This is a genomic window from Streptomyces sp. NPDC058620, from assembly GCF_042717135.1.
Classification (GTDB): domain Bacteria; phylum Actinomycetota; class Actinomycetes; order Streptomycetales; family Streptomycetaceae; genus Streptomyces.
The window spans coordinates 1-13,695 of the sequence record NZ_JBHXQO010000066.1; the positions used below are offsets into that span (position 1 = coordinate 1).

Annotated in this window: 9 protein-coding genes and 1 pseudogene; 4 read left to right on the forward strand and 6 right to left on the reverse strand. The window is 68.2% G+C overall.

Annotated features, from left to right (window positions below):
- Window positions 1–608 precede the first annotated feature (608 nt).
- The gene (locus ACFWSK_RS33060; protein ID WP_383794428.1) at window positions 609–1,094 is read left to right on the forward strand and encodes a VOC family protein; all 486 of its coding nucleotides are present in this window, start codon (window positions 609–611) and stop codon (window positions 1,092–1,094) included.
- Window positions 1,095–1,171: 77 nt separating this feature from the next.
- On the opposite strand, the gene ACFWSK_RS33065 is transcribed toward ACFWSK_RS33060, so the two are convergent.
- Window positions 1,172–2,446 carry an IS701 family transposase gene (locus tag ACFWSK_RS33065; RefSeq protein WP_383794489.1) on the reverse strand — a complete coding sequence of 425 codons (1,275 nt, stop codon included), beginning with the start codon at window positions 2,444–2,446 and terminating at the stop codon, window positions 1,172–1,174.
- A 207-nt stretch (window positions 2,447–2,653) separates the two neighbouring features.
- Here ACFWSK_RS33065 and ACFWSK_RS33070 point away from each other — a divergent pair, with 207 nt between their 5' ends.
- Window positions 2,654–3,316, forward strand: coding sequence for a GPP34 family phosphoprotein (locus tag ACFWSK_RS33070; protein WP_383794430.1), 663 nt, complete (start codon window positions 2,654–2,656; stop codon window positions 3,314–3,316).
- Window positions 3,317–3,331: 15 nt separating this feature from the next.
- On the opposite strand, the pseudogene ACFWSK_RS33075 reads toward ACFWSK_RS33070, so the two are convergent.
- Together ACFWSK_RS33075 and ACFWSK_RS33080 are read right to left on the reverse strand one after the other, a co-directional pair.
- Window positions 3,332–4,175 (reverse strand): annotated as a pseudogene (locus tag ACFWSK_RS33075) (IS5 family transposase).
- Window positions 4,176–4,218: 43 nt separating this feature from the next.
- Window positions 4,219–4,413: a hypothetical protein gene (locus ACFWSK_RS33080; protein WP_383794433.1), complete on the reverse strand. Its 195-nt coding sequence runs from the start codon at window positions 4,411–4,413 to the stop codon at window positions 4,219–4,221.
- 70 nt (window positions 4,414–4,483) lie between these two features.
- Between ACFWSK_RS33080 and ACFWSK_RS33085 the strand changes: the two genes are divergently transcribed.
- Entirely contained in the window at window positions 4,484–5,008 is a 525-nt protein-coding gene (locus ACFWSK_RS33085; protein ID WP_383794436.1) for a DUF2199 domain-containing protein, read from the forward strand.
- A gap of 14 nt (window positions 5,009–5,022) precedes the next feature.
- Complete coding sequence (locus ACFWSK_RS33090) at window positions 5,023–5,376, forward strand: hypothetical protein (RefSeq protein ID WP_383794438.1); 354 nt, start codon at window positions 5,023–5,025, stop codon at window positions 5,374–5,376.
- A 351-nt stretch (window positions 5,377–5,727) separates the two neighbouring features.
- Here the strand turns inward: ACFWSK_RS33090 and ACFWSK_RS33095 are convergent, their stop codons facing one another.
- Genes ACFWSK_RS33095 through ACFWSK_RS33105 form a run of 3 tightly spaced genes read right to left on the reverse strand, consistent with a single transcriptional unit; the run spans window position 5,728 to window position 13,054 of the window.
- On the reverse strand, window positions 5,728–8,499 hold the full coding sequence (locus ACFWSK_RS33095; RefSeq protein WP_383794441.1) for an RNaseH domain-containing protein: 2,772 nt from the start codon (window positions 8,497–8,499) through the stop codon (window positions 5,728–5,730).
- A complete protein-coding gene (locus ACFWSK_RS33100; protein WP_383794444.1) occupies window positions 8,496–11,858 on the reverse strand; it encodes a hypothetical protein in 3,363 nt (1,120 codons plus the stop codon). The genes ACFWSK_RS33095 and ACFWSK_RS33100 overlap by 4 nt, the downstream gene beginning before the upstream one ends.
- The gene (locus tag ACFWSK_RS33105; protein WP_383794447.1) at window positions 11,855–13,054 is read right to left on the reverse strand and encodes a hypothetical protein; all 1,200 of its coding nucleotides are present in this window, start codon (window positions 13,052–13,054) and stop codon (window positions 11,855–11,857) included. The genes ACFWSK_RS33100 and ACFWSK_RS33105 overlap by 4 nt, the downstream gene beginning before the upstream one ends.
- Between the last annotated feature and the right edge of the window lie 641 nt (window positions 13,055–13,695).

Below are 13,695 nucleotides of genomic sequence, written 5' to 3' on the forward strand. Positions count from 1 at the left end.
TCATGCCCTGGCCCCGGTCCACTACGACGGCGCACCCGCGAACTGGAACCGTGCCCCGACCCAGTGGGGTACCGATCTGCCGAACTGGGCCTGAATGGGAGCAAGAGGCACGGCCGAGCCGTTGTGGCTTTTGGTCTTGAAGAAGACTTCCGGGCCTTCCACGCAGAATTCATCCGCCGGCTCCCCAACGAAAGCTCCCTCCGCACCACCGCCAAGCCGTGGTTCATCCACCAACTCCGCATAGTCGCGCACACCATCGAGGCAGTCGCAGACCCAACGGCGGCACACGGGCCGACGGAGCAGGGACACTGAAGTCAGCTTCATCGGAGCCGATTACTAGGCCGTTTCTTTCGGATCAGTTAGTGGACCGGGCCTGAGGTGAGAGGGACGGGCTAGTACTCCAGCCGTAGATCGTGATCTTCAGTGGGCGGCTGAGCGCTCGAGTTGGCGAGCTGTGCCTTCCTACTGGCGGGGCAGGGCCTGCAGGTGCCCTTCAGGCAGGCACCTGCAGCGCCACATCGACGCTTGACCTGAACCAAACTTGAGGTTCTACGTTCCTTCCAGAGCCGCAGGAACCGACCAGCGGTGCCTTTTCAAGGAGGTTCGCCATGACCGAGCGCACAGCCCCCATCGAGATCCCCGACCGCTACCACTACGCCGTGATCCCGCACATCATGGTCGACGATGCCGCCGCGGCGATCGATTTCTACCAGCGGGCGTTCGGCGCGCGTGAGGACTTCAGGATCGACGCTCCGGGCGGCGGGATTCTGCACGCCGAGATCACCATCGGACGGTCGGCCCTGATGCTGGGCGACGCCAGCGTGGACGAGGCGGAGGCCGGCTCCTTCGCCGCGCCGACCTCGCTCGGCGGAGGCACGTCCGTCACGCTGCATGTCTTCGTGCCGGACGTCGACAGCCTGGCGAAGCGCGCAGAGGCCGCCGGCGCCGAGATCCTCCAGCCGCCCAAGGACATGTTCCACGGTGACCGGACCGTCATCCTCAAGGACCCTTCGGGTCACATGTGGGTATTTCTGACCCACTTGGAAGACGTCTCGGAGGAGGAGCTTCAGCGCCGCCTGGCTGCCGCCGGGTGACCGGTCGCCGGGCGCGCGGTGACCGGACCGAACACCGAGCGCCGTACCTGTCGGAACTCGCCGACTGAAGCGCTCAGTCATGCCTGGGCGGCTTGCCGCCGATAGTGGCTGGCCTGGGATCGGGCCTGGTGACGGCGTCGCCAGTGGGACCAGCTGAGCCGGTGGTCCGCGTCGTGCACGGGCTGAACCACGAGCGTGATGAACAGGTGCTGGATCTCATTGCAGGTGAGTGGGATCAGCTCGCCTGGCCCGGGGCGGCGGGCGTGTTCGTCGGCGCGGACGACGGCGAGGAAGGCGTGGGCCAGCATGGCGAGGGTGACCCAGCGAGACCAGGAGGCATAGCGGCGGACCTGGTGCTCGTCCAGTCCGGCCAGGCCCTTGCCGGACTGGAAGGTCTCCTCCACCCGCCATCTTGATCCGGCGACTCTCACCAGCGTGGCCAGCGGGGCCGGGGCAGGTGAGTAACAGCGGTAGTAGGCGAGTTCGCCGGTCGTGCGGTTGCGGCGGATCAGCAGCTGACGGCTGCCATGGGCAGGGTCGGCCAGGTCGACGGCGGCCCATTCGTAGAAGCGATGCCCCTTGGCTCCGGCACCGGCGGACAGCTTCTGCCAGGCCCGATGGGGGATCTTCCAGGCCAGCGTGTCCGCGCGGAACTTCCCCGCCCCGGTGACCACTTCGGCCGAGCATGCCACCGCGAGCACGTAGCCGGCGCCGCGTTCCTCCAGCGCGGCCCTCAGTTTCGGGTTGCCGCCGTAGACCTCGTCGCCCGCGACCCACGAGGCGTGGTGGCCGGAGTCCAGGAACCGGGTGATCATGCGGGTGGCCAGTTCCGGTTTGGTCGCGAAGACGGCGTCCTCGCCCAGTCCGGCATCCCGGCACCGGTCGGGGTCACAGGTCCAGGAGCGCGGCACGTACAGTTCCCGGTCCACTGCCGCGTGCCCGCGACGGCCGGCGTAGACCAGGTAGACGGCGACCTGAGCGTTCTCGATCCTGCCCGCGGTGCCGGTGTACTGGCGCTGGACACCGACTGTGTGCGCACCCTTCTTCACGTCGCCAGTCTCATCCACGACAAGTACGGCCATGTTGTCGTGGAGGTGCTCCACCACGTAGTCGCGCACATCATCGCGTACCCGGTCGGCGTCCCATTTGGCCCGGCCAAGCAGGTGCTGCATCCCGTCCGGGGTGGCCTCCCCTGCCCACTCGGCGATGGTCCAGCAGTTCTTGCGCGGCAGGTCCGACAGCAGCCCGAGCACCAACTGCCGCACCCGACGCCGGGGTTCGACCCGCGCGAACCGGCACGCTATCCGGCCTGTCAGGCGCTCGAACGCCTCCTGCCAGCGGGCAGGGTCCACGCTGTGACCTGCGGCCACCACATGATCTTCAGTCTTCACACACCGATGATCAGCGGTTGCCTCACCCGTCTCCGCACCGCCCCCCAGCGGCAAGATCACGATCTACGGCTGGAGTACTAGGGCCGGAATTAACGGGGGAACCTCTTAGCGGCTCCGGGCGTCTGGTCATGAGAAAGCGATCACGGGGCGTATACGGGGGTAGTGGGTATGGCGATCACACTGGCCGAGGAGATCATGCTGCTGTCTCTGGACGATGAGTCCGGGTCGGCGAAGCAGCGGCAGGCCGCTGGGTGGGCGGTGTCGGGAGGGATCCTGCTCGAACTGGTTCTGGCCGGGCGGGTGTCCGTTGCAGGCAAGCACCTCGAACTGACCGACACGGCGCCGACCGGGGACCAGTTGCTCGACAGCCGGACGGCACTGATCGAGACGTGGCTGCGCGGTCGCAAGAAGCGACGGGTGACGGAGTGGCTGACGAAGGACCAAGCCAAGGCCGTCGGTGCGGCTCTGGAGAGCTTGTGCAGGCGCGGAGTGGTCGTGAAGGAGAAGCACAAGGCACTCGGCGTGTTCCCGATACGGCGCTATCCCGAGGCCGATGGCGCCGTCGAGGCTGAGTTGCGGGAACGGCTCCGCGCCGTCGTACTGGGCGGCGTCGAGCCAGACACACGGACGGCGGGCCTGATCGCGTTGATCCACTCCGCCAAGCTGCACCGCCTGGCCTTTCCGGACAGCCCGCGCAAGCAGGTCGCCGCGAGGATGGGGGAGGTGGCCGCCGGGCAATGGGCGGCCGAGAGCGTCCGTGCTGCCATCCGCGACATGCAGGCGGCGATGGTCGCGGTCACCGTGGTCACGGCCGCCACGGCCGGGAGTTAGACCATTTCTTTCGGATCATCGGGCGGACCAGATGAAGATGCCTGCGATGTGGAGTCCGGCGAGGTAGATGGTCGCGGTCTTCTCGTAGCGGGTGGCGATGCCGCGCCATTGCTTCAAGCGGTTGATGCACCGCTCGACGGTGTTGCGCTGTTTGTATGCCTCGCGGTCGAAGGCGGGTGGTCTGCCGCCTCGGTTACCTCGCCGTAGGCGGTGGGCCCGCTGGTTGGCCGGGACGGGGATGACCGCGCGGATACCGCGCTTGCGCAGGTGCTCGCGGATGGTGCGTGAGGAATAGGCCTTGTCGGCCAGGACCACATCGGGCCGGGTGCGGGGCCGCCCCCGCTGGCGGGGAACCCGCAGTCGGGCCATCACGTCTCCGAAGGCGGGCGCGTCACCGGCCTGCCCGGCGGTCAGAACGTAGACCAGGGGCCGGCAACGGGCGTCGGCTGCGAGGTGGATCTTCGTACTCAGACCGCCGCGGGACCGGCCGATGGCATGGTCGTCCGGTTCGCCAGTTGGGGCCCCTTTTTTCGGGCGCCAGCCGCGTGCTGGTGTGCGCGCACGATGGTGGAGTCCACCGAGACAGCCCAGCCGAGGTCGTCGTCGGCATCGGCCTCCGCGACCAGCGCGGTGAACACCCGCTCCCAGGTGCCGTCGATGGCCCACATCCGCAGCCGGTTGTAGACGCCTCGCCAGTTGCCGAACTCTCGGGGAGATGAGCCCACTGCAACCCCGTCTGGAACTTGAAGGCGATCGCGTCGATCACCTCACGGTGATCCCGCCACCGGCCGCCCCGCCGCGGCGTCCGATCTGGCAGCAACGGCTCGATTCGCGCCCACTGCGCGTCAGTCAACGACACACACGAACAACGACCAGCGGGGCTGGTGGGAACGGCACCGCCGTCAGTCGGTCGGCCCAGTGCGGAGCCGCTGCACGTCCCGCACGAGCGTGTACGAAGCGCTGAGGAAGATCACAACTCCAGCCACGAGCCAGAGAACCGACGCGCCAGAGCGGTACTCACGAACGCCCGCAACGACCAGCATCACGCTGGCAAGGACGCCGAAGGCCGAGATCAGAGCGCTGATGCGGTGAGTCACACGGACATCATCATCAACGACGACGTCGGCCAGCAGAAGTGATCCAAACGAAGTGCCCTAGGCTCCGGTCATGACCAGCAACCCCGGATTCACCTGCTCGTGCTGCGGCAGCCACCACGTCGAGCTGCCGATGAACTACTCGGCCGAGGCCCCCTACGTCTGGGAACCGAGTCTCGCGGACTCTACGGACTGCTTGCTCTCGTCGGATCAGTGCGTGATCCGGGCACAGCACTACTTCGTCAAGGGTCTGGTCGAGATACCGATCACCGGCAGTGACGAGGTGTTCTCCTGGGCCGCATGGGTCTCCCTCAGCCGGGACAATTTTGCCCGGTCCGCGGACGTTTGGGACACCCCGGGACGTGAAACCGAGGAGCCGTACTTCGGGTGGCTGTCCACCGACCTCTTCCTTTACACGCCCAGCACCATCAACTTGAAGACCCACGTCCACACCCGCCCCATCGGACAGCGTCCCTTCATCGAGCTGGAGCCGACCGACCACCCTCTCGCAGTCGAGCAGCGAACCGGCATCACGATGGAGCGCGTCCGTGAAATCGCCGAAGCCGTTCTCCACCCCACCGACAGCGAATCCAAGTGACGTCGATCAGGGAAATGAGCGAGCGTGAGTACTTCGCCTGCGTCGGCCGGCGTCCCGGCATGTTCGTCGGCACAGCCTCGTCGTTCCATCAGCTGACCGCCTTCCTCACCGGCTACGACCAACACGCAATGCGCCACGGCGGACAGGGGCTCACAGGCTGGCACGAGTGGCTCATCGCCCGCCGCGGCCGCAACTGCAACCATGCCTGGCCCGGACAGGTTCTGCATATCGCGCTCACAGAGGGCTGGAACAACATCGCCCACCTGCCGCCCGAGGACGAGAAGCACGGGACAAAGATCCTGTTCCAGCTTCTCGACGAGTTCGCCGCCGAACGCGAGGCAAGCCCTGGCGCTCAGAACTCAGATTGAGCGAGACGCCGACCGCGCCTCCGTCTGAACCACCGCTGTTCACAGCCCCGACGTGGTTCGCTTTCAGCGAGACGGGCCACGTGCGACAGCCCGGTCGTAAGTGGCATGGGTCGTATCACCGTTGCGCGGTCGCGCTGGAGCTGAGGAGCCCCTTAGACAGGGCGCTGGTGCGGGCGTGCGGCCAGGAGCAGCCGGTGTAGACCGGGCCGAGTTCCTCCACCACCATGAAGGACGGTGTCAATGTCGCGGGCCTGCACGGCTCGGATGTTGGCGATGGAGCCGAAGCCGTCGTCAGCGTGCATAGCGGCCTCGTCAGTGCAGGGTGAGAGGTGGCGTTCGTTGCTGGCCGGTTCAATCCGCCTTAGTGCCGTGGGTGTTGTCTGTTCCGGTTGCGGTGGTGTCGGCTCGCATGTCCTCAGGGCATGTCCCAGGGCTTTCGTCTTCCTTCTCGGTGGTGCGGCGGTGGTAGGGGTGGGTGGAGTCCATCCTGCGGGCGAGGTGGAGGGGGGTGGGTTTGCTCTGGCGGACGTCCGAGGTGATGCCCTGGTTGGTCAGGACCGCGGCGACGGCTCCGATGAGGTTGCAGTCCGCGTTGATGCTCTGTCCGATGACGGTGAACCGGGTGGCGGTGTGGGCGTAGCCGTTCTTGTTCTGGCGATCGCTGTCGAATCGCGTTTCGTCCTTGCCGAAGCGGCCCGAGGGGCTGGCGGCGTAGGTGCGAGGGACGTTGACGAGGAGGAAGTCGGGGTAGAGGTGGGTGCCGCCGTCGTGGGCGAGTTGGAAGAGGCTGTTGGTGGTGTCGGTGGCGCGCCAGGTGCCGCCGCTGGTGCGCATGTGGGCGCCGGTGGGGCGGCCGATGCGTTCCAGGTCGCCGATGACGCGGACTGTGGCCAAGGGGCGTTGGGCGCGGGGGAGGCTGTGACCGGGCAGCCAGGATGCCGGCCGGGGCAGAGCGGCGGGTGGGTCCTGGCCGAGTGCTTCGTCGGTGAGGCCCGCCCAGATGTATTCGGCGGCGTCTCCGTCGACGTAGAGCACTGTTGGCGCCTGCTCAGGCAGTTGTGTACGCGCGGCGACGAGGGCCTGCTCGACGATCTGCGCGGCGGCGCTGGCCTGCGGGCTTTCGTCTCCGACGGTGTCGTAGGGGGTTACGTCCCAGGGCAGGTCGGTGGCGTGCAGGGCGGTGGTAGCCGGTCCGTGGGCCGCCCAGTGCCCCGCCTGTGGGCTGTAGGCCCAGATCTGCCAGGAGGCGTCGGGGCCGCCGGTGGGGCGCATGGCGGTGAGTGTGACGGTGAGGGGAGCCGGGGTGCTGGCGCGGCGTCTGCCGTAGGCGCGACGCCGGGCGTGGCGGCGGACGTGGACGCCGATATGCCACCACGGTTCGAGCGGCAGCCTGCCGAACGCTGAACCGAGACGGTGGTCGGTGGCGCCGACACCGGTGAGGACCTCTCGCAGCACGTTCGCAGTTGAGCTGTCGAGGCCGCTCTGTCGGGATGCGACCTTCTTGGCGCGGTACTTCTCGTTGTACGGCTTGCCGTCCTTGGTGTGGGTGGGGACCGGCGGAGGGGCCTGCTTGACGTACTGGGAGGTCACCCCGAGGCGCGCGAGGGCTTGCTTGGAGGGCCACTTGCCGTCCTGCGCTTCGGCCGTGTCGCGGGCTGCGATGGTGGGGTACCAGCGGTCGGGGTCCCAGTCGGTTTCGCAGATGGCCGCGATGCGGACGCCATCGCCGGTGTAGGGGGCGAGCATTTCTTCCAGGTCCCGCTGGCGCTCCACACTTGTCCGCGGTCCATGACTGAGGGCCCCGGCCTTGTCGTGAAGGAAGACGACCTTGATACGTCCGCCGGCCGCCTCTGTCTCGCTGCTGTCGGCGACCTGGCCGAGCCCCCAATGGGCGGCCATCGCGGCCTTCACCCGCGCGCGGACTTCATCGGTGCTCCACACCATGGCGACGAGGAGGGTGTCGACGCCGGCTGTGTCCAGGGCGACGGGGATCCGGTCGACGCTGATGGGGCCGGCGACGCGCGAGCTTTCGGTGGGCGGCACCTTGATTCCGGGGACCTCGAGGAAGAGAGGGGTGCGGTCCCGGTACTTCTCGCATCTGGTGTCGATGAGTTCTTCCAGGCGGCGGAAGAACTCCATGCCGTGGCCGCGGCCCAGCCCGGGGGTGCGGGTGCTGGCTGGTGCAACGGCCCAGACCGGGCCTGGGGCGGTGCCAGCGAGGGCGTCATCGGCGAGGTGCTCGGGGAAGGGCGGGACATTCGCGCTCAAGCGGGGCAGGGCGGCCAGGCGGCGGCTCGCGGCGACTGCCGGTACGTTCAGGCGGCGCGCCCACGGCGGGCCGTCGGTGGTGGCGGCGACGACGAGTGGTTGGTCGGGGTTGGCCAGCAGGACAGTGCTGACACCTTTCCAGGAGGTGGCGAGGAGGGTGGTGGTGGCGTTCACGGTCAGTGCGTGGCGGCGCGAGTACCCGCTGGCGGCGGTGCCGATGACGATGCGGGGGAGCAGATGCCGGACGAGGCCGGCACGGTCGGGTTCGCTGGGCAGTGCGTTTCTCGTCGCGGCGAGTCGGCCGTCGGTGCACAAGGCGAAGCGGACCGGTGCGCCGTTGTTCCTCGGCCAGTCGAGGGCAGCCAACTCCTCCGCGAGGCGCCAGCGGGCGAGTTCGCCCGGCCACCAGCCGCGTGACCGCCGACCGGCGCGGGGCGGCGGTGGCACAGCTGCCGGGCGGGGCTCGGCCTGGGCGACGAGTTCGGCCAGCTGTTCGCCGATCTGCTGCCCCGCTGGTCCGGGTACCACCGCTTCGGACCAGTAGCGGAACACGTCGAGTCGGTCGTCGGAGCTGACCGGTGCGGCGCAAAGGAGTTCATAGTGGCCGTCATTCCACTGCCATCGCGCCCAGGTTCCTGTGGCCGCGCGGAGGACTGCCTCCAGCGCGCGATAGGGCGGCTGTACGTCCAGACCCGTGCCAATGTTGCGGGCGTATGCGCGGGACAGCTCCGCGGCGAGGTCCGCGGCGGGTGCGGCGGGCCTGTAGGAGAACACATCACCCAGATCGGTCGGGGCAGTTCGGAACTGCAGCACACGGCACTGCTTGCGGGTACTGCTGTCGAGCGGGCGGCTCATACGCGTTCTCCCAGGTGGGTGCGGAAGCCCGCATGCAGAGCGGGGATCAGGTGCGGGGCTTGGGCGTACTCGGCGATCTCCTCGGCGGTGTAGCCGTAGCAGCCGCCGAGCTGTCCGAGCTGGTGATCTTTCGAGTACTGCTCGAACAGCCCGCGGATCATGGTGGGCAGGTCGATGCCCCAGATGGCGTCGTGGAAGGCGCCGTCGATGAAGTGGAGTTCGACGTGGGTCTGGCCGCGGCGTCCGCGCCCTCCGAGCTGGATGGTCTGTCCCAGCAGAGTGGCAACCAGCTCCTGCTTCAACTCGTCGGGGAGGCCGGAGAGGCGCTTGGGCGCGTTCAGGTTGAGGCGCAGGTGTGCTTCGGCTGTCTTTCGGGCCTGGGCGAGGACAGCGGAGGGGTCTCGGCCGGGAACCACGTCACGCCAGGCCCGGGCGGCGATACTCGCAGCCAGGACGGCGGGCTCGTCGGCGGGCATGACCGGCCTGGTGCCCAGGCCGATGAGAGTGAAGGCCGATTCGGCGATGCCGTTGAGCACCGTGAGGACATTCAGACCACGTTCAGTGCGCGGCAGCGGTGAAATCAGTACTTCGCCGTCGAGTTCGGCCAGTTTGGCGAAGCGGTCCCGGGTGAGCAGACCGATCGCCTCGCATACCGGCGGCAGAGTGGAATCAGGCTTGTCGGCGGTGGCGACGTAGATCCGCAGCCGGCGCCCGTGGGAGAGCGCTGCGTCGTACAGGGCCTGAGCGAACAGACGCGCCTGCCGGTATGAATTGACGGCGATCAAAGCCCGTGCCCGGTGCGCAGTACGGGGATCTGCGCCTAGCCGGGCGAGGTCGCGCAGGAGACTCGGAGCGTATCCGGCGGCCAGCGCGATGACCCGCTGGTCACGTTCGCTGTAGGGCGTGCTACCTACCGCGAGCAGCTTCCCGTCGGCGACGGGCGTGCTGTTGTAGATGGTCAGCCCCCCACGGTGGGTGTCGGGCATGGCCCAGTCGGGGCGGGCGAGCAGGTGGGTGCGCGCTGCTCCGGGCATGAAGCCGGTGGCAGACATGCCCAGGACGGTGCGTTGGAGGCCGCTCAGAGCAAGGGCGACGATGTCGCCAAGGTACTGCGTCTCCGTGTGCGGGTCGGCGCGCAACACCTCCATCCGAAGGCTCGCGTGAGCACTGGAGTCATCCAGACCCTCGAAGCGGAAGCCTCCCAGCTGGCGTCCCAGCGGACCGAACGGCACAACGGTGCCGACACCCCCGTGGCCCACCGCATCGGCGAGCACAGAAGCCGCCTCGATGCCGTGCCCGGTAAGCTCGCCGGCCCGGTCCGTCAGCTCGAACATGGTATGGGCGAGTGCCGTGAGCCAGGCCTTCATCATCAGTCCGTGCAGCACTCCCGCGGTGACCTCGGCATGCGTGACGACCGGACTTGGTCCTGGCCCGTCTGCCCCGCGCTGCGCCGGGACCGGTGCGTCCACGGGCGACTTGTCCTCGGTGGGGGCAGCCGCCGCGACGGCAGCAGAGAGGACGGCTCTCAGCTCGTCCTTGAGGAGGGCCAGCTGCCACTCACCGCCCTCGTCGATCGTGAGCATTCGCTCCAGCAGTCCCGGCACGGCACGCAACCGCTCGGGCAGGACCACCGCCGAGGGGCGGTCGACCGGGCGGGTGGCCACGCGAGGCAGCAGGGCCTGCAGCAGGTCGGCCTGCTCATCGGTGGCCTCCGAGCCGGCCGCGACACCGATCAGGTTCTCCAGCAGGTGGCGGTCCCAGCGGTGAGGCTGGTACCAGCGCTTCCGGTCCTGCAGGATCTGCCGGGTCCGGCGTGGATCCTGTCCGCGGGCCATCGCCCGCGCTTGGCCCACCTCGGTGCACACCTCCTCGCCGGCCACCAAGTCGAGCAGTTGCTCGGCCAGGAAGACGGCGCGGGTCAAAGGCCGGCGCACGGCCACTGCCAGTCTGGGAGGCGCCAGATGCAGACTGTCGCGAATCTGCCGCAGCACAGTCCCGGGGCTAGACCGCGAAGCGAGTTCCAGAGTGCCGCTCGCTTCGAACGCCCGGGACTGGGAGGCATCCACCTCGTCGATGACCACGTAAGGCGCCAGGCGCAGCAGGAACTCCCGCACGCTGATCGTGTTACGGAGCTCCCCGTCCACCTCCACCGGAATCTTGATCATCCCGGACTGGAAGCAGGCATGGGTAGTGACGATGATCCGGGCCGTAGTCGCAGCCTCGACCTGGGAGAACTTTCCACACGCCGACACGAACGGGCACAGAGCGCGCTCCGGACGACCGACAGCGTCCGACGCAGTGACCGTGCACGGCTCCTTGCCACCCGTGAAGGCATCACGCCCGTCGAGCTGGTCCCGCACAGCGCACCCGTAGGCGGAGTGGTCGAGAAGGAAGGCCATGTCTGCCGGCGCCTGCGCGAGGGACACACCCAGGCCGTCCAACTTCGCAGCAGATCGCAGCGCGAAGTCGTAGCGGCTGCTGGGCGCGATGAAGGGCGTGGCCTTCCCCTCGATACCGAGCGCCCGGAGCTCCGTCCCCAGCGTGGCAGCCTCCCCGTAGACATCACCGTTGTCGCTCACCACCAACAGGGTGGTGCGTCCAAGGGCCGCCTGCTGGACCGCCAAGGCGCGGCCGAAGACGTTCTTGCCCACTCCCGGGGGCGCGCTCAGGAGGTGGATACGTCCCGGAGGCAGGACGACCGCGTCGCGTGGTTGCTGACCGCCTCCCATGGTCCCGCCCAGCAGCAGCGCGATCTGCCGCTCGCGGAACGCAGGCCCCTCCAGGAACTGGTCGGTATCCCGGCTCTGCCAGCCCAGCTCGTCGGCATCGATCACCAACTCCATCGCAGGTGCAGTCACCACCCGAGGCGGCGTGTGAACCCCCTGCTCATCAGGGAAAGCGAGCTGGACACGACCGCGCGACGTCGGCGCGGACCAGCCTGCCCCGCTCGCAGTACGCAACTGCCGGTCCCGCCGGGCCGGCAGGAGAAGACGATCAGCAACCCCCGCCGGATCCTGACCATGGATCGGCGCAACCTCAACGGCACGCCCCCGCTCGCTGCGCCCAAGCGTGTAGAGGGCGAGCAGCGGGTCATCCATCTCGGCGCTGTGGAACACAGCATGAACGGTCCGCTCGACGTGGTGCAGCAGTGCCTCCCCGCGATGCCGAGCACCCAGCAGCGCACCGATCCGCTTCTTGTCGACGTCTGGCCACTGCTCCCAGCCCGCCACAACGCGCGGGGCGTGACCGGTGAGCAGGGCGTGGGCGTCCACTACGCGTACCACCTGCCGCCCGTCATGGAAGCGGGCGGGGAGCAGGTACTCGGCCAGAGCGAAGGCCGCTGCCAGCGTTTTGCTCATCCCTTTCTCACCTCGGCCAGCAGGTCGGTCTCGGTCAACACACGCGCCGCGGTTCCCTGCACGCCCCGGCGCAGGACAGGCAGGTAGGTGCGCAGGTGCTCAGGGACGACGAAACACAGGTCGCCTAGCTCGTCCGGGTTCTCGCGCAGCTGCTGAGCCAGCCCGTACGGATCCGCCCAAGTTTTGACGTCGATGCGCCATTTCCGGGAGCGGCCCGGGAGGGTGACGTGCAGGTCGTAGGCGTCGCCGAACGGCCACAGACGGACTTCCGCCTCCATGGCAACCAACCGGTCCCGCAGCTCAACCTCCAGCAGCCCTGGCAACGTGACCCAAAGCCACAGGGCGTACGGCAGCGCCACATGGCCCTCCACGGGACGCAGTTCCGGCACCGCGCGCAACTCGCCGCGCGGGATCAAGGTCCAACCGTCGGTCCCGGGTTCGGCTCGGTAGCGAGCCCCCAGCGTGCTGTGGCGTTCATCCTCGCACTCCAGGTCGACCGTGCCGTTCAAGCGGTACGTGGCCCGCATGGTCCACCGGCACAAGGGGCACGCGGCCCAAAGACCACCGAACTGCCGCGTTGGGGAGATGGCGGTGTACGCGCCCAACTCGGTCAATGCCACGTTCCGAGAGACCTCGCGGCGAGACAGAACGGGGGTGCAGACCATGGCCTCTCGCCCCCGTGTATACGCCTCGAAACCAGCGGCGTGCAGCGCGCGGAAGACGGCGTGCTGCACCGTCTCGCCGCAGATCCGTGTCAGCCCGGCGCTCTCCGGCAGCATGCCCACCGCCCGCAGCAGGCTGTGGAGATGGCGGATGTCGGCCCCAATTCCCGGCGCTTGATGACCATGCTCAGACGCCTCCACTGCGATTCGGTTCAACGCCGAACTGGGTACGCCGTTCTCATCGAGTAGCTGCAGCTCGCCGAGCGCGGACTCCTTCGGCCTGCGGGGCAGGAGGTCCGCCACGCGACCGCCGAGAAGCCGTTTCACGAAGACCGGGTACTGCGGCGCTGGATCGGAGACACCGAAGGACCGTACATAGCGGCCATGGCACTCCATGAGTAGCCGGGCACGCGCTGTGGCTTCTCCCTCGCTGCTGCTCAACGCCAGTGCCGCGACAACGCAGGCATCCAACGCCCCGCGCTGGTCTGCATCGAGCTCTTGGACGGCTGCTGCTGTCGCGACCAACACAGACACCTGCGGCCTCCCCGCTTTCATTAACTCCCGCACGAGGTGCCCAACCCCCGGGCCTGGATCAGAGCACTGGATATCGGGGAATCTCACTCGATCCAGCGAACCGGCACTATCCGGCGACCTGTGCCAGCGAACCGCCGCGTCTTCTCCTACTGACCTGAGGGGACGTCCCGGATAGGGCCTATGGAGCCCGCATTGCACCTTGCGTTACAGGTCCGCGCACGTCAGGCAGGGCTGACCACCCAACAGCGCGAGACCCCGGGAACGACGCCCCGGGGTGTCGCTGTGCATTTCGCTGACCGTTCTGCTCAACGATTGGCCTGGGCCGGTGTCACACCCACTCCATGCCCAGCATCCGCGGAGCGGCGGCGTCGCGCGGCTGCGTATGCCGCTCGCGACGGCTCCGCTATATCGAGCGGACTGCACTTTGTACCTGACGGACGTCGGCTACATCAACCGCGAGGATCGGGTGATCGCGTTGGCGGAGCCGGACATCCAGCGGCGCAGTATTCGCACGGCATCGTCAGACGCCGCCGTAGTGGCTCCGCATCACCTCCGCCCCTGGTCATGTTCATGGGCGGCAGAGTGCACACGTCGACGGTTTACCGTCTCGGGCTGATTGGACGGTCCGCCTGGCGGGCGCT